The 23431-nt window shown below is 55.8% G+C and carries 12 protein-coding genes; 4 read left to right on the plus strand and 8 right to left on the minus strand.

The window, feature by feature from the left end; all coding sequences use genetic code 11:
• Positions 1–48: 48 nt before the first annotated feature.
• The 5 genes from Q0628_RS03000 to Q0628_RS03020 all read right to left on the minus strand — a co-directional run bounded on the left by Q0628_RS03000 (position 49) and on the right by Q0628_RS03020 (position 8127).
• Positions 49–1632, minus strand: a complete 1584-nt coding sequence (locus tag Q0628_RS03000; RefSeq protein ID WP_298768096.1) for a glycoside hydrolase family 43 protein — start codon at positions 1630–1632, stop codon at positions 49–51.
• 20 nt (positions 1633–1652) lie between these two features.
• Positions 1653–3770, minus strand: coding sequence for a family 43 glycosylhydrolase (locus Q0628_RS03005; protein WP_298768097.1), 2118 nt, complete (start codon positions 3768–3770; stop codon positions 1653–1655).
• Between the two features lie 234 nt (positions 3771–4004).
• The gene (locus Q0628_RS03010; protein ID WP_298768098.1) at positions 4005–5777 is read right to left on the minus strand and encodes an Ig-like domain-containing protein; all 1773 of its coding nucleotides are present in this window, start codon (positions 5775–5777) and stop codon (positions 4005–4007) included.
• 125 nt (positions 5778–5902) lie between these two features.
• Positions 5903–7255 (minus strand): LamG-like jellyroll fold domain-containing protein, encoded by a 1353-nt coding sequence (locus tag Q0628_RS03015; protein ID WP_298768099.1) that lies wholly within the window; start codon positions 7253–7255, stop codon positions 5903–5905.
• A gap of 14 nt (positions 7256–7269) precedes the next feature.
• Positions 7270–8127: a TIGR02147 family protein gene (locus Q0628_RS03020; protein ID WP_298768100.1), complete on the minus strand. Its 858-nt coding sequence runs from the start codon at positions 8125–8127 to the stop codon at positions 7270–7272.
• 312 nt (positions 8128–8439) lie between these two features.
• Here Q0628_RS03020 and Q0628_RS03025 point away from each other — a divergent pair, with 312 nt between their 5' ends.
• The 4 genes from Q0628_RS03025 to Q0628_RS03040 all read left to right on the plus strand — a co-directional run bounded on the left by Q0628_RS03025 (position 8440) and on the right by Q0628_RS03040 (position 16546).
• Positions 8440–11022 carry a carbohydrate-binding protein gene (locus Q0628_RS03025; protein WP_298768101.1) on the plus strand — a complete coding sequence of 861 codons (2583 nt, stop codon included), beginning with the start codon at positions 8440–8442 and terminating at the stop codon, positions 11020–11022.
• A 94-nt stretch (positions 11023–11116) separates the two neighbouring features.
• Positions 11117–12889, plus strand: a complete 1773-nt coding sequence (locus Q0628_RS03030; protein ID WP_298768102.1) for a GDSL-type esterase/lipase family protein — start codon at positions 11117–11119, stop codon at positions 12887–12889.
• Between the two features lie 9 nt (positions 12890–12898).
• The gene (locus Q0628_RS03035; RefSeq protein ID WP_298768103.1) at positions 12899–14785 is read left to right on the plus strand and encodes a GDSL-type esterase/lipase family protein; all 1887 of its coding nucleotides are present in this window, start codon (positions 12899–12901) and stop codon (positions 14783–14785) included.
• Between the two features lie 96 nt (positions 14786–14881).
• Entirely contained in the window at positions 14882–16546 is a 1665-nt protein-coding gene (locus tag Q0628_RS03040; RefSeq protein WP_298768105.1) for a GDSL-type esterase/lipase family protein, read from the plus strand.
• Between the two features lie 73 nt (positions 16547–16619).
• Here Q0628_RS03040 and Q0628_RS03045 read toward each other — a convergent pair whose 3' ends face one another.
• The 3 genes from Q0628_RS03045 to Q0628_RS03055 all read right to left on the minus strand — a co-directional run bounded on the left by Q0628_RS03045 (position 16620) and on the right by Q0628_RS03055 (position 23419).
• The gene (locus tag Q0628_RS03045; protein ID WP_298768106.1) at positions 16620–19397 is read right to left on the minus strand and encodes a T9SS type A sorting domain-containing protein; all 2778 of its coding nucleotides are present in this window, start codon (positions 19395–19397) and stop codon (positions 16620–16622) included.
• Positions 19398–19502: 105 nt separating this feature from the next.
• Positions 19503–21749, minus strand: coding sequence for a family 43 glycosylhydrolase (locus Q0628_RS03050; RefSeq protein ID WP_298768107.1), 2247 nt, complete (start codon positions 21747–21749; stop codon positions 19503–19505).
• A gap of 11 nt (positions 21750–21760) precedes the next feature.
• Complete coding sequence (locus tag Q0628_RS03055; RefSeq protein ID WP_298768109.1) at positions 21761–23419, minus strand: right-handed parallel beta-helix repeat-containing protein; 1659 nt, start codon at positions 23417–23419, stop codon at positions 21761–21763.
• Positions 23420–23431: the final 12 nt, after the last annotated feature.

Raw genomic sequence — 23431 nt, forward strand, 5'->3', positions numbered from 1 at the left:
TGTGGCCGGGGTGAACTTGCCTTACCGCAGCTCTATTGTTAGTTATTGCTAGAACATCACCCGGTACGGAATCTGCTTGTCGAAACTGCGGCCCTTGAGGTCGCGGTAACCCTTGCGAGCAGGCACCTGCATTCCCTGGCGAGCTGCGCGCGGAGCAATCGCGGTAGTTCCACTGCTAGAACTTTCGGGCGCGACTTCGGAACTCGAAGAATTTTCGGCAACAACGGAACTGGAAGATTCCTCGATGCTAGAAGACGATTCCGGTTCAACTACCGGAGGGGTCGCCTTCGCGAGTTTCACCTTCTGGTTGTCGGCACCGGTGCGCACCCAGGTAATCACTGGCATGCCCGCGTCCTTCGAGACATTCAGCACGTCGCCCACAAAGTCGCTGTCGTAGTCACCGTACAGGTAGTAGCCCTTCGCGGCAGAGGCGTTCTCGATGCGGATTTCGCAGGCAGTCGCCGACGTCTTGACGGTATCGAGCAGCGTCTTGGACGGGCAATAGTAGCGGCCGGTACCATAATTCTTGAGCGTGTAATGGCGGGCATTTTCCGCGCTGCGTTCCACGGTCCAGAACTGTTTCGCATCCTTTTCGTTTTCGGGGCGCTGCACCACGATTCCGTTTTCTTCGACAAAAGACAGGTTGCTGTGCGAAACGGTCAGGCGGTATGTTCCATTCTCTACGAGTGCGTTATTTACTTTGTCTACACCCGTGGTGGTACGCTTGATTTTCTGGATATTCGCATTCTCGTCGTAGTACAGGTAGTCAATATTCACGGAGCGGCGGTAAGTCCAGCCGCCCGGAGCGTTTGCGCCATGATACATGAAATACCAGTGCCCGAGATACTTGAAAATCGCCTGGTGATTCGTCTCGGAATTGTCGAGTTTGTCGTTCAGCACGCCCTTCTGCGTCCACGGGCCATTCAGGCTCGTGGCCATGGAGTAGTTTGTCGTAGACGGGTAGCCCGAGGCGTAACTGAAGTAGTAGTTGCCGCGGTACTTGTGCATCCAGGGAGCCTCGAAAAAGTCCCTTATCTTGATGTCTTCGGGCGTACTCGCGAGCTCAATCATGTTTTCCTTGAGTTTTACGCGACGGCCCGCGTTCCACGAGCCCCAATACATCCAGATATCGTTCCCGTCGTAGAAAATTGCGGGGTCGATATTCAGCGCGACATCGTTCGGGGTGTCGTCGGTCACGAGCGCCTTGCCAATGGCATCCTTCCACGGACCCGAGGGATGATCGGCCACCGCGACGCCAATCGCGAAACCTTCGTCGCGCACGACGGTCGCATGATGCACAGCTACGTACCAGTAGAACTTGCCGTTACGGTATTCACAGTGGCCCGCAAAGGCGTTGCCGCTTGCCCACTTGAAGGTCCGCCACGAAAGTACCGCACCGTAGTCATGGTAGTTTTCCATGTCGTCGGTCACCAGCACGTGCCAGTCGTTCATCAAGAAGAACTTGTTGTTATTCCCCTGAGCGCCCTGCTCGTCGTGGCCCGCAAAAATGAACAGGCTGTCGTTGTGCACGAGCGCCGCGGCATCGGCAGAGTAGAATTTTGTAGTGAGCGGGTTTGCAGCCATCGCAACGGCCGCCACCCCCATCAGCATAGATAAAGTGCGTTTAAACATACCCAAACATCCCTTTTCTGTTAGCGACTCATCACCTTGAAGACGTACTTTCCTTTTGGCAGTCCCTGCAGCGACACTTCAGATTCCATGCGCACCGTCTTTCGAGCCATCAGCTGACCCATCGGGTTCATCACGAAGACTTCGTAATTGCCAGGACGATCAAAATGGAGGGTGTAGCCCAAAGCATTTGCAGTCAATTTATAGCCGGTTTTCAAAGACTTTGCCTGAGCGAGAGCCGTCGAAATTTCGCTGGAACTGGAAACTTCAGCGATGCTGGAGCTAGATTCCACCGGAGCCGCGCTAGAACTAGATGCCGGCGGATTCACGCTAGAACTAGATGCCGGCGGTTCGATAGAGGCTGCCTTTCCGAAGCGGATGTTGCCCACCAGCACTTCGCCGCTCATGCCGCTACCCGTGAGGTAGAAGTCCTTGACGCCCGAAAGCTTCTTGGTGGCAGAGCAGTTCACTTCGGTCCAGGCGCCGTTTGCGCAGCTCGAAGGAACAGTGCACTTGGAAAGTTCCGTACCCGAGGCAGAACCCTCGCGGATACTGAGCGTCCCGCCGCTGCACTGCTGCAGTTCGACCTTGACTTCGGTGCTCCTGATGGAATCCGTCACCACGTTTTCGAAGATGGCGTAGCCACCGTTCTTGACGGCAAGCTTGTCGTCCTTCGTGAGGCGCACCTTGATTCCGTTATCGAATCCGTTGCCCGGAATGGTATCGCGAATCACGCGCAAGAAGTCGATACGGTCCAGTTCCGCAAAATTCTGGTCAGGTTCCACCTCAATAAAGTTGCCGCCGCGCTTGAGCTTTGCAGGCACCATCGCCACGGACTTTTCGGGGAAACTGCCCCAGGCGCCCGTCTTCGGGAGCTTTACCGTCTGCGCCTTTCCATTCACCGTTACTTTATGCGTAGCATCATTATCGCCGCCGTTCGCGTAACGGTAACGCATAATGTAGTCGCCCGCCTGCATAATGTTCATCGGCAAGCGAATCTTGGAGCCCTTCGTATTGATGTAGCCCACGTATTCGCCGTTCGAGGCTTCCTTCGTGTAATTGAAGGTCAGGTCATCCGTCGCACCGCGTGTCATGATGCCGTGTTCCGCCTCGGCACTCAGGTAGCGCCCGAGGAAGGGCTGCCCCATTTCGGGCCAGTTGTCGTCGGTAAACACCAGGTCGCGAATGTGGATGTGGTTGTACTTGTCGCCGGTCAGGTCGTAGTAATGATGCACAAAGCGGATGCGGTTCAGGTCCTTGAAGGCCTCGCCGCCGCCCGGGCCCACATAACGGCTGTAACGCTGCATCAGGATGGTTCCGCCGCCCTTGTTGAGTTCCTTGCCGCTGCGGTCCTTGTAGGTTCCGTTCACCTTGTCGGCGCGGCCCATGGCCGTCTTGTAGGTGGTCTGTTCGATTTCGTTACCTTGTTTGCAACATACGTCCCAGGCCGTGAACAAGAAATACTGCCCGCCGTGCTCGATGAGGCTCGGGCCTTCGATACCCGTACCGCCACGCGTCGCAATCTGGTAGTTCGTCTTGTCATCGCTCGCCTGCTTGCCCGTCTTGGGGTCCAGCTTGATCAAGCGGATACCGCCCGCATTCCACGAACCGTACGTCATCCAGTACTGGCCATCGGGAGTCACCACCACGTCGGCATCAATCGCGTTGTAGTTGTTGCTGTTCGTAGTGCGCGTTACCTCACCCTGGTCCGTCCAACCCTTTGCCGGATCCGAGAAGTTCAGGTTCGCGTTCGTCGCGACACCGATGGCAGAGGTGCGCTGGCCAAAAACGGAGCCGCAGTAGAACACGCCGTACTGGTTATTGAAATGGAACAGGTCCGGAGCCCAGATGCCGTCGGTCTTGCCGCCCACGGCATTCTTGAGCCACTGCGGGCTATCCCTGAAAATCTGGCCCTTCGAACTCCACTTGACCATGTCCGTCGAGGTCCACATGGCGAGGTTGTTATTCGTGGACATAAGGATGTAGCCATTCTCGTCCCTGTACATGGAGGGGTCATGGCCCCCTTGACGCACGTCAGTTGCATACCACGACTGAGCGAACGCACCTTGGCCCGCCAAGGCGAGCGTGAAAATTGCCGCGGATACCACTCCGCGAGAATTCAATCCCATCACACCAAACATATTTATCTCCCTTTTTACTATAAGGTTTACTATTCAAATATACGCTTGTTTTTATTAAAAGTCAATGGTTTTGCAACAATTTCAGATAAAATGATGAGATTTCTGCAACGCTTTGCTTGAAAAAAGTCTACACTTTGTAAAAGTTTGTTTCAAAAGGAATCATCAAAGAAAAATCCCCGACTACCTCGGCTGGGGATTTTTCATCAAGTTCTATACAATTCAGTCGCAACGCGATCAGTCTTTTCGGATCAGCTTATTTACAATTCCACCATTCAGCTTCTGGCGGACGATGTAGCGGCCCTGCGGAAGGCCCTGCGTAGTCATGCCCACATAGTGGCCGTTCATATCAAAGATGCCTACCGTGACAGCATCTGCGCGAAGACGATACGTGTCAGCGAGGCGCGTAATAGATGAATCTTGCGTTGCCATGTCCGAGTCGCTTGAATCCTGCGCCGTCGTATCGGCGGCGATATCGTTTTTTTCCACAAGCACCTCGACGCGGCCCGTATATTCGGTATTGTCGTTGCCCTTCACGGTGTACTTGAACGAGGCGAGCCCGCTGAAATTCGCCTTGGGCGCAAACCTTGCCGTATAGCCGTCACCCGCCAGCTCCACGGTTCCGTTCTCCGCAGCAGACACACTGTAGGTCGGCGACACATCCTTGAACCCGCGCGTAATCGTGCGCAGGTCAAAATCGAGGGACTTCCCGCCCACAGCCGACGCGTGCATGGCGCCCAGCCAGTTGATGTATTTCTCGATACGCACGTAGCCGTCGCTTTCATTGGTCATCGCGTCATCTTTCGAGTTGTCATAACCCATCGCTTCTTCGAAGTAATCCGGCATACCGTCCTTGTCGGAATCTGTCGCGGCCTTTCCCGCAATCACCTCGCCCCAGCCGTTATTGGTTTTGATTCCCATGGCACCAACGCTTTTCACCAAGGCTCCTTCTTTCCCAAGTGTCCCCACCTGGTGCCATATCAGGGAATCAATGTCGTCGTACGGGAGCACGCCACTCTGCGACGTCACGTAGCGCCACGCACTTGCGGCACTGAGCATCGGGCCCGATGTCGTAAGTTCGCTCCAGGGTTTCGCAAGTTCCTCGCCCGCGCCCTGGTAGTAGTAAATGCTTGAAGGCCCGCCGTTCAGTTTTCCGTCGCGGTCCGTGTCAATCATGTTCCCGCTGGCGTAGATGCTCTGGTTCTTGTCTACCTGGAACCATGGGTTGCTTCCCTTCGGACCGTAGACAAAGTAATTGTTTACGATGTCGTGGTTGAAGTGCGTGCTAGTGTGCGTCGTGTAGCCCGCCTCGAAGTTGTAGAGGATGTTGTTCACGAACACGTCGTTGATCTTGTCAAGCGGGTTTCGGTTGTGCGTATTCACGAAGGCATTGTAGTACCACGCCCAAGTGCCATCTACCGATTCGATGTGCGCCCCGAACTGCTGTCCGATAGGGTTTGCAATCAGCGAGTTCTGCACCGTTACGCCCGTCACACGGTAATCTTTATTATCAGAACTTCCGCCGAAGTTGTTCCACGACGCAAGTTCCACCGAGCAGTGATCCACAATCACGTTCTTCGCATCGTAAAGGTTGAGCGCATCGTCCTTTTCGGAGGCGGTATTTTCGCCCGGGCGTATACGCAGGTAGCGGATGATGATATTGCTCTGCTTGCCCGTGCTGAGCTTGCCGCCGTGAATGGCGATTCCCTCGCCCGGGGCCGTCTGCCCCGCGATGGTAATGTTACTCTTGATGGAAACTGCCGTCTTGATGTTGATGATGCCACCCACGTCAAAGACCACAATGCGGTTTCCCTGGCTTACCGCGTCGCGGAAGGATCCCGCACCGTCATCGTTCAGGTTCGTCACGTGATAAACGCTGCCGCCGCGGCCACCTGTAACATTCGCCCCGAAGCCCAAAGCTTCAGGAAAGGCTAACGGCTCGGCACCCGCCCCGATAAAACCAAACACTGTTAGGCAGAGCGCCGATACCGCCGTCCTTGAACCAAGCATACCCATAATCATCCAACCTTTTGATCCGTTTAAGGATTTCCTTTGGGGAATATACCTTCTTTTTACGCCAAGAGGGCGACATTCCCTAATAACGGTTGTCCATGGACAACACGCAACCACAATCCCTAAAGGTCACCAGCCACACGTTTTTGCAGGGCGTAGAAGAGCCGCATCCAGTCGTTGGACTGCGTGCCGTCAAAGAAGAACACCTCGTCGATTCCGCCGCGAAGTCCGCCGTAGCCGATCGACGGGTTGAATGCGGTGGCAAAGCCTTCGCCCGCATCGAACTGCCTGGTTTCAAGCAGCGTTCCGTCGATGAACGTAGTCACGCTATCGCCATGAATCTTGAACGAGTAGTTGTGCCACGTGCCGTCGAGCGCTCCGTTCGCGCGGCCCACGACCGTATTGTAAACGCCCGTACGCGTGTCGAGCCTGAGGTTCACCGCGCCCGACGTTCCGCGTTTCTGCAATCTGAATCCCGTGCTGTCCTTCTTGGCTGAAATAATTTGAGCGTATTCGCTCACCTGCATGGAATCGATATTGAACCAGATTGAAAGCCCCATGTAGTAGCCGTCTTCGGAGAAGGGCCTGAAATCGGAGATGTAGAACCAGTTGTCGGTAGAATCCGTCCAACGGGAATTGCCAAGCACGGATGTGAGTTCGTTGCCGGTAGCGAGAGCCGCTTCCGAAGGCGTGGCCGAGTCAAAATGTTCCGCGTAGCGGGCGAGTGCAAGTTCAATCCGGTCGCTGGACTGGCACGATTCTACGATGTCAAGGGAAATCGCGCCATTCTCGTCGAAGGCGACCTGCGGCAGCATGCCCCAATAAACAGCGGAATCGGATGCTTTTACCGTAGGGGAGTCCGAAAGATCGGCACGACTGAGGCGCACCATGTTGCCGTTAGCATCCAGCAGGCAGGGATTCTTTACTTCCGGGAGCCGGACCGCGAAAGGCATATCTTCGAACACTTCATCCGACAAGGCCAAATCTTCAAAGCCCTCAGGAAGCACAAGCGCGACAGCGCCCTTGAATTCCGCATCCAGCGCGCGGTCGATATTCGTGGAATTTTCCTCGACGTTCCAGGAAACAGCCACCGTACGCACGTTACCTTCCAGAGGGTGCACCGAAACGGATTCGTAATCGCCCACGGGCAGGCTATCGAGCGACATCACGCCCGACGCGCACTCAATCGAGGTCGCCACATGCCTGTAATTCACCGTATCTACATACAAAGTGTCGCCCACGGTGTCGGCGCTCACCTTGAACACCACGACAGTATCGCCTGCGACAATGTTCAGGTTCTCGACAGAAACGAGAACCCGAGCGACGCTCTTGTTGCCGGTATTCGTCTCGATAAGGATTCCGGCGGAATCCGCAGAAGACGTATCGCTGCAGCCCGCAAAGAAGGCGAGCGCGCACGCCGCGACAAAAGCGAACGCAAGTCGTCCCGAGCTAAACATATTCCTAAAGCGTCCCATAAACACCTTCCTCCCTACGCCTCGCCCGTTCCGGACGGTTTATTGTTTTCGCGGATGTTGCTGAACACGTGTAGGTTCACGTGCTCTACGACGGTCGGTGTCTCGTTGTCGGCCATCACGATCTGGCGCACCTGCGCCTTGAATTTTTCGGCAGCCTTCTCGACCTTCGCCTGCGCGGATTTCGACACCGCGAACGTGAACGTGGTCATGTCGCGTGATTCGCTCCCTTCGGATTCCAGTGCCTGCTTCGAGAGTTCCAGGCACTGCTTCTGGAACTGGAGCACCATCTGGCTCTTGCTCTGCTGCACTGTGGCAAGGCTATCCTTCGTCGGCTTCCAGAACCCGCGTTCGTCCTTGCGCACGAGCGACATCTTCTGCATGAGTTCAAGGCTTGCCTTCAGGCGCTTCTCGGACACGGGCGGGAAAATCTTCGCCGCAAGTTCCGACACGTCGTCGCCCACATCCATCACCTCGAGAATCGCATAGACCGTGCTGTTGTACCAGTTGCCAAAGAACTCGTAGCTGTCCGGGTCCACAATCGCCTGCGGGTTCTTGTTCAGGCGCATCATGGCATCGAACGCCGCTTCGCGCACCTGGGCAGTCTTCCCCTGGTCGAAATCGACCATCGCCTCGAAATACCTCGCCTCATTTCCCTTGAGCCCGATGACGTTTATAAAACGCTCGCGCATGTTGTCGGTCACGCGTTTGCCCTGCACCACGTCATTGAAATAGCTGCGGGTATTGGGAAGTCCCAGAAGATTACAGAACTCGGTACGCGAAAACGAGGGCTCCGCCGCCTGACGGCGCTCCTGGTATTCCGCCAGGAACTTGCGGAACTTGGTAAACTCGAAAATGTTTACGAAGGTATTCATATTATTAAATATACATAAAAATGTAGTACATGGTATAGTAAAAGTTGAAAATTTTCCCTGTACGGGACGCGTTCAAGCCCCGCCTCGGGGTGTTGACACTCGAAACAGGCGCAAAAAATGGCGAAAACGGGGCATTTTTCGGCAATTTCTCTACAAATGTGGACATTTTATAGTAATAAACAATCGACAGACTTTGTAAAATAAGGTAAATTATTGAGAAAATGTAGACTTTTAATAAAAATTTAGATTATATTAAAAATCGGTACGATATGTACCGTTTGGTGAAACATCTACCCTTTTGGGGAGGAAAATATGGTGTATTGTGGTAAGAAAGCGCCGCTTGCGGCGTGTGTAGCGTTGTCCTTTGGACTCGCCATCCCGTCTTTCGCGGCCCCGCGTCAGATGGAAAACCTGAGCCGCGGTCTCGTGGCTTCTAACGTCGGAAAAGGCATGCTGGTCAGCTGGCGACTGCTCGGGAGCGACGCCCCGAATACCGAATTCAACCTCTACCGCGACGGGACAAAAATTGCGACCATCGCAGGCAACGGCGCGACAAACTACCTCGACGCTTCGGGCAAGGCGACCTCCAAGTATACGGTCGCCGCAGTCGTGGACGGCAAGGAAGGCGCGCAGGCCAGGCTCTCGTTCGTGTTCGACAAGTCGGCCAATTCCGACGGCAAGAACATCCCGTACGCGACCCTCAAGCTCGACCGCCCGGGCGACCTCAAGATGCCCGACGGTTCCAGCTGCAGCTACACCTCGAACGACATGAGCGTGGGCGACCTGGACGGCGACGGGGAACTCGAACTTGTCGTAAAGTGGGACCCGAGCAACCAGAAGGACAACTCGCAGAGCGGCTACACGGGCAATGTGTATATTGACGGCTACAAGATGAACGGCAAAAAGCTGTGGCGCATCGACCTGGGCAAGAACATCCGCGCGGGCGCCCACTATACGCAGTTCATGGTCTACGACCTGGACGGCGACGGCATCGCCGAAGTCGCCATGAAGACAAGCGACGGCACGGTCGACGGTACGGGCAAGGTCATCGGCGACAAGAGCAAGGATTACCGCACAAAGACCGGCACCATCATGAGCGGGAACGAGTTCCTGACCGTGTTCAACGGTAAAACCGGTGCGGCCATCACGACCATCGACTACGTGCCGGGCCGGGGCGTCACCAAGAACTGGGGCGACACCTACGGCAACCGCAGCGAACGCATGCTCGCGGCCATCGCCTACCTCGACGGTGTGCACCCGAGCCTTATCATGTGCCGCGGTTACTACACCAACGCCTACGTGGTGGCCTACGACTTCGACGGCAAGCAGCTCAAGCAGCGCTGGTACCACAAGTCCGAAACGAGAGGCCAGGGAATCCACGGCCAAGGCAACCACAACCTTTCCGTGGGCGACATCAACGGCGACGGCAAGGACGAAATCGTGTACGGTTCCGCGGCCCTCAAGTCCGACGGCACGCTCCTTTACCGCACGGGGCTCGGCCACGGCGACGCGCTCCACCTTTCCGACATGGATCCCGACCGCCCGGGCCTTGAATCGTGGGATGTTCACGAAGAAAAGTCCGCCGCCTATACCGACGACTTCCGCGGCCCCGACGGCAAGATCATCTGGGGCACCAAGCAGCCGAACCCGGGCGTAGACAACGGCCGAGGCCTCGCCGCAGACATCGACGCGGACCACCGCGGATTCGAGATGTGGAGCAGCGCGGGCGACGGCGTGAAGAACGTGAAGGGCCAGAAGATTTCGGGCAGCAAGCCCTCGGTGAACTTCCGCATCTATTTCGACGGCGACTTGCAAGACGAACTGCTTGACGGCGCAATAGACAAGTGGAGCACCAAGGACAAGAAGGCGAACCGCTACTTTACCTACGGCAACGTGAACAAGTCCACTACGAACAACGGAACAAAGAAGAACCCGAGCCTCGTGGCCGATTTGTTCGGCGACTGGCGCGAAGAACTTATCCTGCGTTCGGGCAGCGACGCCTCCATGATTACGATTTTCGGCACTCCGGTCACGACGGATTACCGCGTGTACACCCTGATGCACGACCCGCATTACCGCGTGAGCATTGCCTGGCAGAACGTGGCCTACAACCAGCCACCGCACCTGGGCTACTACCTGCCCGACGCGGTAAAGAACCTGAAGCAGCCTTCCATTTATCTCGCAGGTGACGGTACTACCCCTGTGGTTATTGACCCGGTGATTGTCGACCCCGTTATTCCCGAGATCAAGCACGACATGACGAAGGAATCGTTCGTGGATGCATCCGCCCCGGCAGAAGGTAAAGGTACCTTCGAAGACACGAACGAAGGCTGGAAAGAGAAGGGCTACTACAACTTCGACAACGATGCGGCGAGCTTTGCCACCTGGAAAGTGACCGCGAAGGAAGACGCGAAGACGACCGTCTCCATCGTGTTCGCAAACGGCGGGAACGATGCCCGCGACATGAACCTCTCCGTAAACGGTGGCGAAGCGGTCAGCGTAAGCCTGCCTTCTACCGGCAGCTGGACCACATGGCAAGAAGTCCAGGTTCCCGTGAACATCGTGAAGGGAGAGAATACGCTCAAGCTCTCCTCCACCACGGAGAACGGCGGCCCGAACGTGGACGGTTTCTACTTCGGGGTACCGGGTGTGACGCTTTCCTCTGCAGAAGGGACGACCGCCCTTGCGACAAGCGTACAGAAGCTTGCCCGTGGCGGATATGCCGAAATCGAGATTTACAACATGAGTGGCCGCATCGTGGGGACCATCGCGAAGTTTGTCGCCGCGGGCGAGAGCGCCGTGGACCTCTCGCAGGAACCGCTCCCGAAGGGGAGTTACCTCGTGCGCGTAAAAATCGACGGCAAGTACATCTCCAAGGGAATCTTTAAGAAATAGAACCCCCATAAACTCCCCGTCTAGCGCCCTTTCTCGGAAGGGCGTTAGGCGGCTTTTAACATTAACGGATTTTACAAAAAGGGATTGGTTTAAAATGAACGGATTTTATTCAAAGATTTGGCAAAGCCTCGTGGCAATTTCCATGGTCATTGCCCCGGCAGCCGTATGGGCGAAAGTAACCATCTACATGTGCGGCGATTCCACCATGCAGGACTGGAACGCAGGCTATTACCCCAAACAGGGCATCGGCCAGAATTTCGGATACTTCTTCGATTCCGGGCTCGCGACCGTCAAAAATTACGGTGCGGGCGGTACCGCCGCAGAAACTTATTACAACGGCGGGAAATGGACCCCGGTCAAGAACGCCCTCCAGAAAGGCGACTACGTATTCATCAAGTTCGGAATCAACGACCGCAACTACAGTTCCGAAGCCGGTTACCGCACCTACATGACCAAGATGATCAACGAGGCGAAGGCCAAGGGAGCCTACCCCATCATCGTGAATCCGGTACGCCGCAGCGATTTCCGCGGAACAAAGCAGGATTCCATTTACGAGTCCTACCACAATTACCCGATTATCGCACGCGAACTTTCGAAAACGCTCAACACGCCCATCATCGACATGGACACCCTGAGCCGCAACTACTTGCTTTCCGTAGGCCAGTTCTACGCTCACCATTACCTGAACGTGGTGCTCGACAAGGGCGAATACAGCAACTACGCGAACGGGAACAATGACAACCTTCATTTCCAGCAGAACGGAGCCATCGCTTTCGGGCGCATCATTACCGAACAGTTGCGCGTACATCCGGACGCTCAGGTGAAAAAACTCGCCGACTACTTGGCGCCCATGTACAAGGTAGACGTGAAAGTCAGCCCCGCAGGTTCCGACCAGGCAACGACTATCAGCTCCTATTATCCCAAGGGCATGACGGTGACGCTCAAGACTACACCAAAATCCGGCAAGAAATTTCTTGGCTGGTATGACGGCAACGGCAAAAAGGTAAGCGGGAACGCGAATACCACGGTAAAATCAGACAAGATATACACCTTCGTCATGGGTTCTGCCAGCACGCAATACACCGCAGTTTATGAAGGCGGCACCGCAGAAAAATATACCGGCGACGGCAAGGCTTTGACAAGTTTCCCGACAGGGACGCCGAAAAAGCTTTCCGACGTGACTTACTCCGTAGACACTACCGCGAAAGACTCCGTCCAAGAAGAAGAAAAGCATATAAGCCTAGACATCAAGAACTTTATCGACGCCGCCAATCCCGACACGGGAAGCGGCGCCACCGAGGCAAACCACGAAGGCTATACGGGAAACGGTTTCTTCAATTTTGAAAACGTGCTGAATTCTTCCGCCGAATACAAGATGAAGTTTCCCTCCGCGGGCTACGTGACCATGGGAATCCGCTATTCCTTTGCCGGCACCGAAGAGCGCTCGCTGAACGTGTACCTCGACCACGATTATATCGTGAAGTTCAAGCCTACGGCAGATTGGGACACCTGGGATACCGCCTACGTGGATCTAGACCTCATCAACGGCGAAGGAATCCTCAAGTTCATTTCCATGACCGAAAACGGAGGGCCGAACATAGACGCATTCGGGTTCAGCGTTGACGGTGTGGAACGAATCGTCCCCGAAGTCGAAACAACGTCCCTGAAAGGCAACATTCTTTCTGTCGCGAAAAACGAAAACACGAGGATAGATGTTTTCGACATGTCGGGCCGTCTGGTCGCCCGCAAGCTCTCCGGCAGCGACAACATAGACCTGTCCGACATCGTCCAGGCAAGCGGCATCTACCGCATCATCGTCCGCAACGGGAAACACAAATTTAGCACCACCTGGGCCAACGTAAAATAAGGAGCCAGCATGAAGAGTCTTTTCAAATACGCCATCGTGGCCGGCCTGTTTACAAGCCTTGCCGTGAGCGACAGCACATCCTTCACCATCCATGTCATCGGCGATTCTACGGTCTGCAACTACAAGGATTCCGCATACCCGCAAAAAGGTTGGGGCCAGGTGCTGAACAACTTCTTCGACGCCTCCCGCGTGAAAGTAAACAATGTGGCCATTGGCGGGCGCAGTTCCAAGAGTTTCATCGTTGACGGGCGTCTAAAAAGCCTCGAGCCAAACATCCAGAAAGGGGATTTCGTGTTCGTGCAGTTCGGGCATAACGACCGCACCGCAAACAAGCCGGAACGCTACGTGCCCCAGGATTCCTTCCCGTATTACATGAAGCAGTACATCACGACGGCGCAAAAGCGCGGGGCAACCCCGGTGCTGGTTTCAACCGTCACCATGAGCGGGTCGCGCAACGTATTTTCTACCGGGAGCAACAACTACGATTCCCGCGGCATGATGCTAAAACTTGCGAAGGATTACAAGATTCCCTTCGTAGACCTGAACATGAAATCCTACAATACCTATAACAATACATACAAAGGAATGATGGATTCGTATGTCAAGAAATTCCTTTATATGCAACTGGATGCAGGACTTTACCCCAACTACCCCAACGGCAGTAACGACGGGAATACGCACTTCCAGGAAATGGGCTCCATGGGCCACGGCACCATGATTGCAGAAGAACTGGAAAGGGGCGTAAACGACACCTTCCTTTCGCCCGAATCAAAGGCAGAACTCACAAAGCTCGTTTCGGCGTTACGCCCCCGCTACAAGGTGACCGTAAAGGCGAACATCGCGACAAAGGGCGCTATCACGCAGGATCAGAGTTTCCCGGGAGGTTCCCCCATGACCCTTCGGGTGGCCCCCGCAAGTGGCGAGACCTTTGAATACTGGGCAGACGAGAATTGCAAGAAGATTTCGTCCAACAAGCTCTACTACGGTTTCAAGACGCCCAACCACAATACGACCTACACCGCCATGTTCAAGGGCGGCGCCGCCTGTGTCGCAAGCTCAACTACCGAAAACGAAAGTTCCAGCTCTGTAATGCCCGCTTCTTCCAGTTCCGAAATCCCGCAATCCAGTTCCGCCATCGTAGAATGCTCCAACCTCAAGGGAATCAAGGCTTGGCCGTCTCCCATCGATATGGCGAACCCGGACAAGGGAGACGGCACCACCGACACGAATCACGAGGGCTACGTAGGCAAGGGATTTTTCAACTTGACCAACGACATTTCCAGCACAGCTATGTACAAGCTCACTTCCGACAGGTCAGCCACCAACGCGCGAGTTATGGTGCGCTACGCATTTGACGGAACCGAAAATCGCGATATGAAAATCAAGATCGATGCAGTCACCTACGATATAAAGCTACCCCCTACCGGCGGCTGGGATATCTGGGACACCGCCTACGTGGAAGACGTTTGGCTCGATGCCGTGGATTTCGACATGGTCCTCTATTCCACGACAAATAACGGAGGCCCCAACATTGACATGGTGTCCTTTACCAACGAGGCCGTACACCGGGTCGGATGCCCCGTCGCCGAAGTACTCAAGGACTCTAGCGGCACGCAGGACCCCGAAAAGGGCACCACCATCGCCGCCACCATGCAAAAGAAGCAAATGGGTTTTGACCCTCGGAACCTCACCTTCCGTTCTGCCGGCGGCTTGGCACACATACAAATCATGAATGCACTCGGCAAGACGGTTGTTGACGAGACCCGCATGGTTTCGGCCGGCAGCACAGCACTCCTGCAGGGAGGCGCTCGGCTTTCGGCCGGTCGCTACTACCTGCGCATAGAACTTGACGGGAAAATCGCCATTTTGGCGCATTTTGCGGTTTCAAGAGAATAATTTACAAAAAATTTTGAAATTTTTTCTTGCATTTTTAAAAATTTTATAGTACATTTTGTAGTACAAGTATAAACGCGTGTTCAAAGGGATGGAATTATGGATTACAAAACTGAAATCAAGGGCTACGATACCCTTGTCAAAACCGCCACGATGGTGACTGTCGCAGCGCTTCTGGCAGCTTTCTCTATGGCAGAAGCCGCAGAAAACTACAAGTTCGACTTTGGCGAGGGCCCGGTTGCCGCGGGCTACACGCAGGTCAAGGCCAACACCAAGTACAGCGACTCGCAGGGCTACGGTTTCGAAAGCGGGACGGTTTCTTCGGTAGACCGCCTGTGGGACGACGACCTCACCACGGATTTCCTGACGGCGAAGGGCGACATGGTTTTCTCGGTGGCGCTCCCGCAAGGCAATTACGAGGTGACATTCATTCTCGGTGACGGCGAAAACGAAAGCGAAACCACCGTATGGGCCGAAAACCGCAAGCTCATGCTCGACCGCATCACCCTCGCCGGCGGCGTGTTCAGCAGGCAGACCGTTTCGCTCAGGCGTATGGAAACAAGAAGCATGGACGGCTCGGTGACCATGAGCATCAAGGACCGCGAAAAGGATTACCGCACCTGGGACAAAAAACTCACCTTCGTCATCAGCGGCAAGGCGCCCGCCGTCGCAGGAATCGAAATCAAGCGTAACGACAACGTGACCACGCTCTGGCTCTGCGGAAATTCCACCGTGGTCGACCAGATAATGGCACCGTGGGCGGGCTGGGGCCAGATGGCCCCGGGATTTTTCAAATCCAGCCTTGCCATCGCGAACTACGCCGAATCGGGCCTTACCGCCAGCGGGTTCTACAGCATGAAGCGCCTCGCAAAGATTCTTTCCGAAGTCAAGAAGGGCGACTTCGTGACCGTGCAGTTCGCGCACAACGACCAGAAGAACCAAAACGACGTGAACAACTACGAAGCGACCCTCACCAAGTACGCAAACGAAATCAAGGCGAAGGGCGCCATTCCGCTGTTCGTGACATCCACCGCAAGGCAGAACGAGACCGACCCGAAAACAGCCGTGGGCGGGCTTCCCGAACGTATGCGCGCCCTCGGCAAAAAGCTCGGCGTCACCGTGCTTGACCTGAACCAGCACAGCATCACGCTCGGCAAGGCGCTCGGAGGCAACAAGGAAAAAATGTACATGTACACCGCGAGCGACAAGACGCACTTCTGCGAATACGGCGCCTACGAACTCGCCCGCGCGAACATCGAAGAAATCAAGGCGAAGGTACCCGAACTCGCCAAGCACCTGCGCGATGATCATGATGCGTTCGATTCCAGCAAGCCCGATCCGCTCGACATTCTCACTCGGGCAAAGACGCCCATCACCGAAGGCGGGCTGATTCAAGTGGAACCGGAATCCAGCTGTTCCGAAGATCCGGAATCCTCTTCAAGCGAAGAAATCACCGGTCCGCAGTCTTCCAGCGCAGAAGGCGCATCTTCCGGCACAGAAGATACCGAAGGCGTCACCGCTGTTGAATCCTTGACTCCGCACAACGCCATCAGCGGGCGAATCGACGGTAGCACGCTCCGTCTCGAAGGCATCGACGGAGGCGCGCACGACATCAGCATCTTTGACATGCAGGGTCACCGCATCGCTGAATTCCGCGCCATGCAGGGGAACGAACTCCACATCACCCTGCGGCAAGGAGCCTTCCTCGTCAAGGTCGCGCAAGGCAACAGAACTCTCGGTTTTTTCAAAGCCGTAAGGTATTAACTCTCTCGCAACAACACACCTCCAAAAAATCCCCGGCCGATTGGTCGGGGATTTTTTTATCGCTATAAGAAAACTACTTGCGAATCACCTTGATGGTCTTGTTCATATTCTTGCCGTCAACAAAAGTTCCACGGACATTCACAAGATAGATTCCGCAGCCATAGGGCCTCAAGTCAGCCGAAGCCACTCCATTTGAAGATACAACAGATTTCTGCATCATCACGCTCTTACCACTCATATCGGTAACGGTAATGCGAGCCTGAGCCGGAATTCCATTCAGTAACACGACATTATTCGAAACAACTGCAGAAAAGCGCCTCAAGTCGCCCTCGGCAACTCTCAAGGCGGTCGTTTCGCCCTGCGAAGAATCCGCTTCGTTTGTCATGGACTGTCCCTGCGTCACGCCGATGTAGCGGCTAAAGGTATCGCCCGCGTTGTCCTTCAGCGTAAATTGCACATAGCCCGCACCCGCAAAGCTGTCGGCGAGTTTCACCGTCAACCTGGAACCGCTCACGGTCGCCGTCACGCCGCTCGGAGCCGACACGGTGTAGGTTCCGCCGTCGTAACCGCGGGTAAACTGCGAAAGGTCTATCACCTGGGTTTCGCCCTTCGCGAAGGTGTAGTGCGCGCGGGCCATCCATTCCAGGTAGCGTTCCAGTTCCGTCCAGCCGTCACCCAGGCGGTCCTTGTTTGCATCGCTAAAATCGCCGCTCTTGGATTTCGGATTGTAGCCGTACATATTTTCCCACCAGTCAGGAAGCCCGTCCAAATCGCTGTCGTAATCATCAGCCCAACTCACGCTCGGGTACGGTTCCCATCCCTTGATGTTCGCCGTATCCTTCACGTCGGTTTCGCGGTCGGGAATGCCCGCCATGCCGCCCACGGAGCCTCTCATGCTGTAAGTTCCGTTCTTGGTCTCGTCTATCACGCGGGTATCGTGATTGTCAAGTACCGGCATGCGCTGGCCCACATCGCTCAGCACATCCTTGTAGGCGGCCTTCGCGCTCTGGACAGTCGCATACGAGGCAAAGAAGGGCTTGCTGTTCCAGGGTTCCCAATCCAGCACCTGCCCGCCGGAAAGCGAATACTCGCGACCGCAATTGTCGTTGGTGCCGTCGCAGGTGAACTTGCCGCCCGCAGCCTCGAGAACGTTATTGTGATAGTAATACGCCTGCGAACCCTTGCCCGTACCTTCGAACTGCGCACGCAATGTATAGCCGTGCAAGGTGGTGGCGGCGCCCTCCTTGTAGTAATTGCCCACGAAGTTCACCTCGTGCGCACCGCCATCGGTCACGCGGCTCACCCAGTTATAGACAACGTTATTGAATATGTCAAGGCGACCCGCGTAGTAGCCGTTCCCGTCGAGGCCACCGCCCAGGCTCCAGTTGCGGCCCGCATTGTGCGCAAGCAGGTTGTGGTGGAAACTGCCGATATCGCCGCCGATGGTCGCCGCGTACCCGTGCCCCGTCCCGACAGGGTAATTCTGGTGGTCCGCAATGTTCAGCGCTTCCGAAATCAGCGTGCGCTGCAGCGTAAGGTTCTTGCCGCCTCGGCTACTGAAGGCTTCGTCAATCGTCCAGCTGATGCTCGCATGGTCCAATATGCTGTGGTCGCCGCCGGTGAGCCCCATACCGTCGTAGGTAGCGCCGTAGCCCAGGCGCACGCGCATGAAGCGGATGACCATGTCCTTGCCCGTGAACCCGATGGGGGCGCTCTTGATGGTAATACCCTTGCCGGGAGCCGTCTGCCCCGCAATCGTCACGTAATCCTGATTGCAGACCAGGCGCGATTTCAGCTGGATCATTCCCGACACCTTGAACACGATGGTACGCGGGCCAATTTCTGCTGTGCACGCCTCGCGCAAGGAGCCTGCACCGTCATCGTTCAGGTTCGTCACATACACCACCTTGCCGCCACGGCCACCCAGGGCGTTGCGGCCATAACCTTCGGCACCTTCGAACGCGACGCGGCCCGGCTTGAACGACCAGACATTCCCTGCCGTAACTGTTCCGTTCGCATCGACCTCATCTACGCGCCAGTAGTATGTCTGGAGCGGAGTCGTACCGCTCACCTTATACGAACTGCCGGATTGTTCACCCTTGTAAACCGCAGTACTCGAGGGCGTTGCCGCAAGCACAGCCGCCGAATCCGTCCCGAAATAGACGCGATGCTTTACGGCTGACTTCGCCGCCGTCCACGAAAGCGTCAGCGCTCCGTTTTCGTGCGGAGCGTGATAATCCAGATCCGCAGGCGAAGGCCCTGTCGCCTGTGCCGCCGCATTGGGCACGTTCAGCTCAAAGCCGTTCAGGGTAACCGTTCCCGTATTCAGCTTTATCGCGGTCGAGGCACCCGTACCGCTTACATTAAAAGTCACGTAGGCAATCGCCGCCTCGCCTGTCGAGAGCGCACGATTCGTGGGCTTGACCGACGCCTGCTTCGAGTTGTTCACGTAGACATCGATGCTGTTGCTTGCTGCAATTCCATCGACATTGTTCAGGTACAACAAGAGACTGTGCGTCCCTGCCGCAAGATTCGAGAAGGTGAGCGTAATCGCCCCACCGCCTTCGACCATCACGCCGTCGCACACAAGGCGCGCATAGCTCGGGGACTGCACCCCGGCCTTGTACCAGTTGGCCTTGAGGTTCGCGCTTCCGGCGACATTCACCTTCACACCCGAAAGCGTCGTATCTTTCGAAGCGACACCCGAAACCACCCAGGGCACGTAATTCGGTTCCGTAACCTCGCTCGAATTGCGGCCGCTCATGTCAAAATCGACCTTGATGACGGGCGATGCAGCAAAGGCAAGCGCCGCCGAGAGGCCCAAGACGCGAATAGAGTTCAAACATCCCATACAAAACTCCTTTCTGCCCACAAAAATACCCTCGGATTTGCTCCGGGGGTAGGGTAAAAGAAATTTCCAGTTGTCCGCGGACTACGGCGGGCACCTGCGGTGCCACTACTTTGCGAATGTGGGCTGCATTGCCTTGCGGTTGCCTGCACGCCGGGCATTCACCGCGCGGCCATTCACGTAGAACCGCTTGCCTGTGCGGGCCTTGGATATTTCCGCAGGGGCAATCTTGCGCAGTACGGTCGTACCGGAGTCTGCCCGCACGAACTCAATCTTGTCGATATTCGGGGCACCGTCTTCCGTGAGCGACGCAATTTCCAAGGTGTTTACGCCGGCAGGAATCTTGAGCGTCAATTCCGCATCGTTCCATGTGGTCCATCCACCCGTCGGCTCCAGGTCCAGCTTTTCTAACAGAACCTTGCCGTTTACCGAAATGCTTACGGGGCGGTTCGCACTCCCGCCATTTGCGAAAGTCAGCTTGACATTGCGTTCATCGCCTTCGGGTAGGCAAAGTGCAAACGTAATCGAGGAACCCACCGCATTGTTCAGGTTCGCGTAGCCCTTGCCCGAAAAGCCTTCGTGCTTGTCCTCGAAAAGCGTCTGATTGAATACGGTATTTTCCGCCTCATATTTGAGCGAATCCTTGCCCACGAACTTGAACGCGGCACCAAGATTCACGTCCTTCGCGAGACTTGTCACAATGTATTCCTTGTCGAGCCCGCTTGCATCTCCGCTCCAGCCTGCAAATTCCCAGCCGTCCAGAGGTGTCGCGGTAAATGTGACATTCGAGCCCTCGGGAATTTCCGTGCCGGCAATATTCTGGGCAATCGTCCCGCCAGTTCCCGCATCGAGCGACACCTTGTAGCTCTTGCCCGACTTGATTAGTTCGATGTCGTCGACAGCAATCCACTGGCTAGAAGAACCCGCGGTGCTAAACCCGATGGTTATCTTCCCGTTCGTCACGGTGATGTTTTCCACTGCCTTCTTCGTCCAGTTGCCTGCAGCCGCGGCAATAGACACGCTCTGCTCGCTGCCGCCGAAATCCTTCGCGAACATCTTCGCGGAACTCTGCCCACCGCTACTCTGCACATAGGCGCTCAGGGTGTACTTCCCGTTGGGCACCGTCAATGTCTGCGTAAGCGTCTTGCTGTCCGTCAGGTAGAGCCCCCAGCGGCCCGTGCGTTTCTTGGATGTGGAATTGATATTGTTGGCATCGGCCTTGTCCAGTTTCCAGCCCGTCAAGGTCGTCTGGCTCACGCGATCCGCCTCGAATGTCGGATTCAGGCAATAGTTGTTGCCCGCGCCCACGCTCCACGTGCCTTCCTTCACGTTGATGTTCCACTCGCTCAGGGAATGGAACACGGGTTTGCCCGTCTCGAAAGAAATAGGCAGCCACTGGTTGTAACCGAGTCCATTCCCTGCGAAATCGCTCCAGCGGTCACCCGCGTTCACCACAAACGAACCCTTCGAGCCCTTCACCATGACAAAGAACCCGGTCTGAGTCACGTGACTAAAGTCGTGCTGCGTTCCTTCAAGTACGAACTCTTCGCTGTAGGGGCCCAGGATGTTTGTCGCCGACATGCAATACGTCTGCGAAGTGTTCCAGCCGTGCAAATCAGAAGAGCAGAAGTAGTAAACGCCGTTCTGCTTGAACATGGCGTTCCCTTCGCGGCCACCCACGCGACTCTTGTGGATATTCACCGTCCTGGAACCGTCAATCGCCAAAAAATCCGATTCACGGAGCGGTGCTACATACAAGTTAGTACGGCCCTTCACGTTAGACGCAATCACGTACGCCTTGCCGTCATCATCCTGGAAAAGCGTCTGGTCGCCGGTATTGTTGTTCACGAAGAACGTCATCTCGCTTTCGGGCTGCACGCGTGCAAACTTGAACGGCCCCGTAGGGGAATCGCTGGTAGCAAAATACTCGCCGAATTCCCAGCTCGGGCTTGCACCCTGGCCCGCGAGCACATACTTCTTACTCTTCGCGTTGTACACGACGCCAATGCGCCCGAACCATCCACCGCCCGCTTCGCTCGGCTTCAGCACGATTCCCTCGAATTTCCAGTTGACCAAATCCTTCGAGGAATAGCAGGTGACGCCCGCAAATCCGGTATCGTCGTTTTTCTTGGTAGGGTTCGCCGCGTATGTAACGGCGCCGTTGTACTTGACTCCGTACCAGTAGAACGTATCGCCCACCTGGAGCACGCCACCGCCCTGCGAATAGATAAAGTTGCCGTCTGTATCTTTCCAGAAACGGTCATTTACGATAGTCTGCGCCGTAGCCGTACCGGCAAGGGATGCAACAAGCAATCCCCCGGCAAGCGCCGTCTTGAATAAACTCATCTTTTTCATAAACCACCCCGTTATTTTGAATAAGTCCTGATTCTCGATGCCTTGCGGTCACCTGTACGCAGCGCATTTACCGAGCGACCGTTCACGTAGAACAGGCGGCCCGGCTGCTGCATGTTCGGCTTGCGTTGCGGAAGCGGGCGCACAAACGTCGTCGAATCACCCACAGAAACTTCCGTAGAATCCGCAATCGTATCGACCGGCGCAACCGACGTATCGACCGGAACGACAATCGGCGTTACAGCAGTATCCTTCGGCGTGGTATCGACCGGCACTATAACAGGCGACACATAGCCGTATTCGTATGCGCCCAGGTCCGGAGCCTTGCCCTCGTACTTGAGACCCATGTTCACGCCCTTGTCAATCATCTGGCTGTTCTTTGCGAGCTTCAGGAAGTCAACATCCGGAAGGCTACCGTCGGCCTGGCGCGGGCCGAACGCACCGCCGAGAGGCCCGAGTTCCCTGCCCGTCACGGTCATGCTCGGGTCCGACACGCTCACGAAATCCGATTCCTTCGGGGTGATGTTCAGGTTCCAGGTATTGTATTCGCCCGCCGCATATTCACCGCCGATGTAGGCCGTCTTGTTCGGGAAGGCAATGTTATTCTTCATTACGTGAGCCTTGCTGCCCTTGAGCACGACACCGTCGGTGCGGTTGTCATTTGCATCCCAGGTGCTCGCCCACATGTTGAACGCCGTGCCGTTCATATAGGCCGTATTGTTGAACCAGTCGTTACCGCCGCTGCTGTGGTTTGCGTAAAAGCCCGACGCCTTGTTTTTCCAGGCGACGCAGTTGCGGATGGTGTGGCGCACACCCGTCTTGCTGCTCCCCGCCTTGAAACCGTTGCCGTTGCCATCCTTCGGTTTGCCGGTCCCGTAGTTGCTGTAGCCGTGGCCCATCGCCCAGCTGTTCTCGATAACCACCGGGAACTCCTGGCTAATAAAATCCCAGCCGTCGTCGCTGTTCCACCAGGCACGGCAACCGATGAACTTCGTTGTATCGCCACCCTGCTGGTAGTGCACGCCAAAGCCATCGGCATTCTGGCCGTCTCCCTGGCGTCCGTTGGGGTCGTAGTTGTCGTGACTGTCGCAGTTCAAGAACAAATGTCCGCCGCCGCTTCCCGAGCCCTTCTCGTTTACGAAGAATCCCGAACCGCCGTTGTGGTGGCTATCGATCAGTTCCAAGAAGATATGCTTACTGCGGGACACGTACACGCCCACATTCGATTCGCCCTTCATGGGAACGTTCTTGACTTCGAGCCCCTTCAAGTGCAAGTACTGCGCCTGAATGAGGATACCCGAAGTGTACCTTACGTTGTTCGAACCGTTGGCAATCGGCATCTTGCTGAAGTCAATGACCGGCTTTTCGCCCGGGTACGCGAGGTAATGAATGCGCTTGTTGTCACTTGAACCGCTCTTGGTCAGGTGAATGCCCGCGAACATGTTGTCGTTTTTCACATAGTTCGTGTCCGTGTGCAGGTAGGTGCCGCCGCGAATCCACACGGTATCGCCCGCGTTCACCACGGAATTCGCCTTGTTGAGGGTCGCAAACGGGCTATCCTTCGTTCCCTTGTTCGTATTCTTGCCAGCGGGGGCCACGTAGTAGGTCGCCCCGAAAGTTTCCGCAGCAGCCAGGGCAATCACGGCCGCACACAACACGCGCTTCATTTTCATACCTCGCCTCAT

This window comes from uncultured Fibrobacter sp., assembly GCF_937877005.1.
Taxonomy (GTDB): Bacteria; Fibrobacterota; Fibrobacteria; order Fibrobacterales; family Fibrobacteraceae; genus Fibrobacter.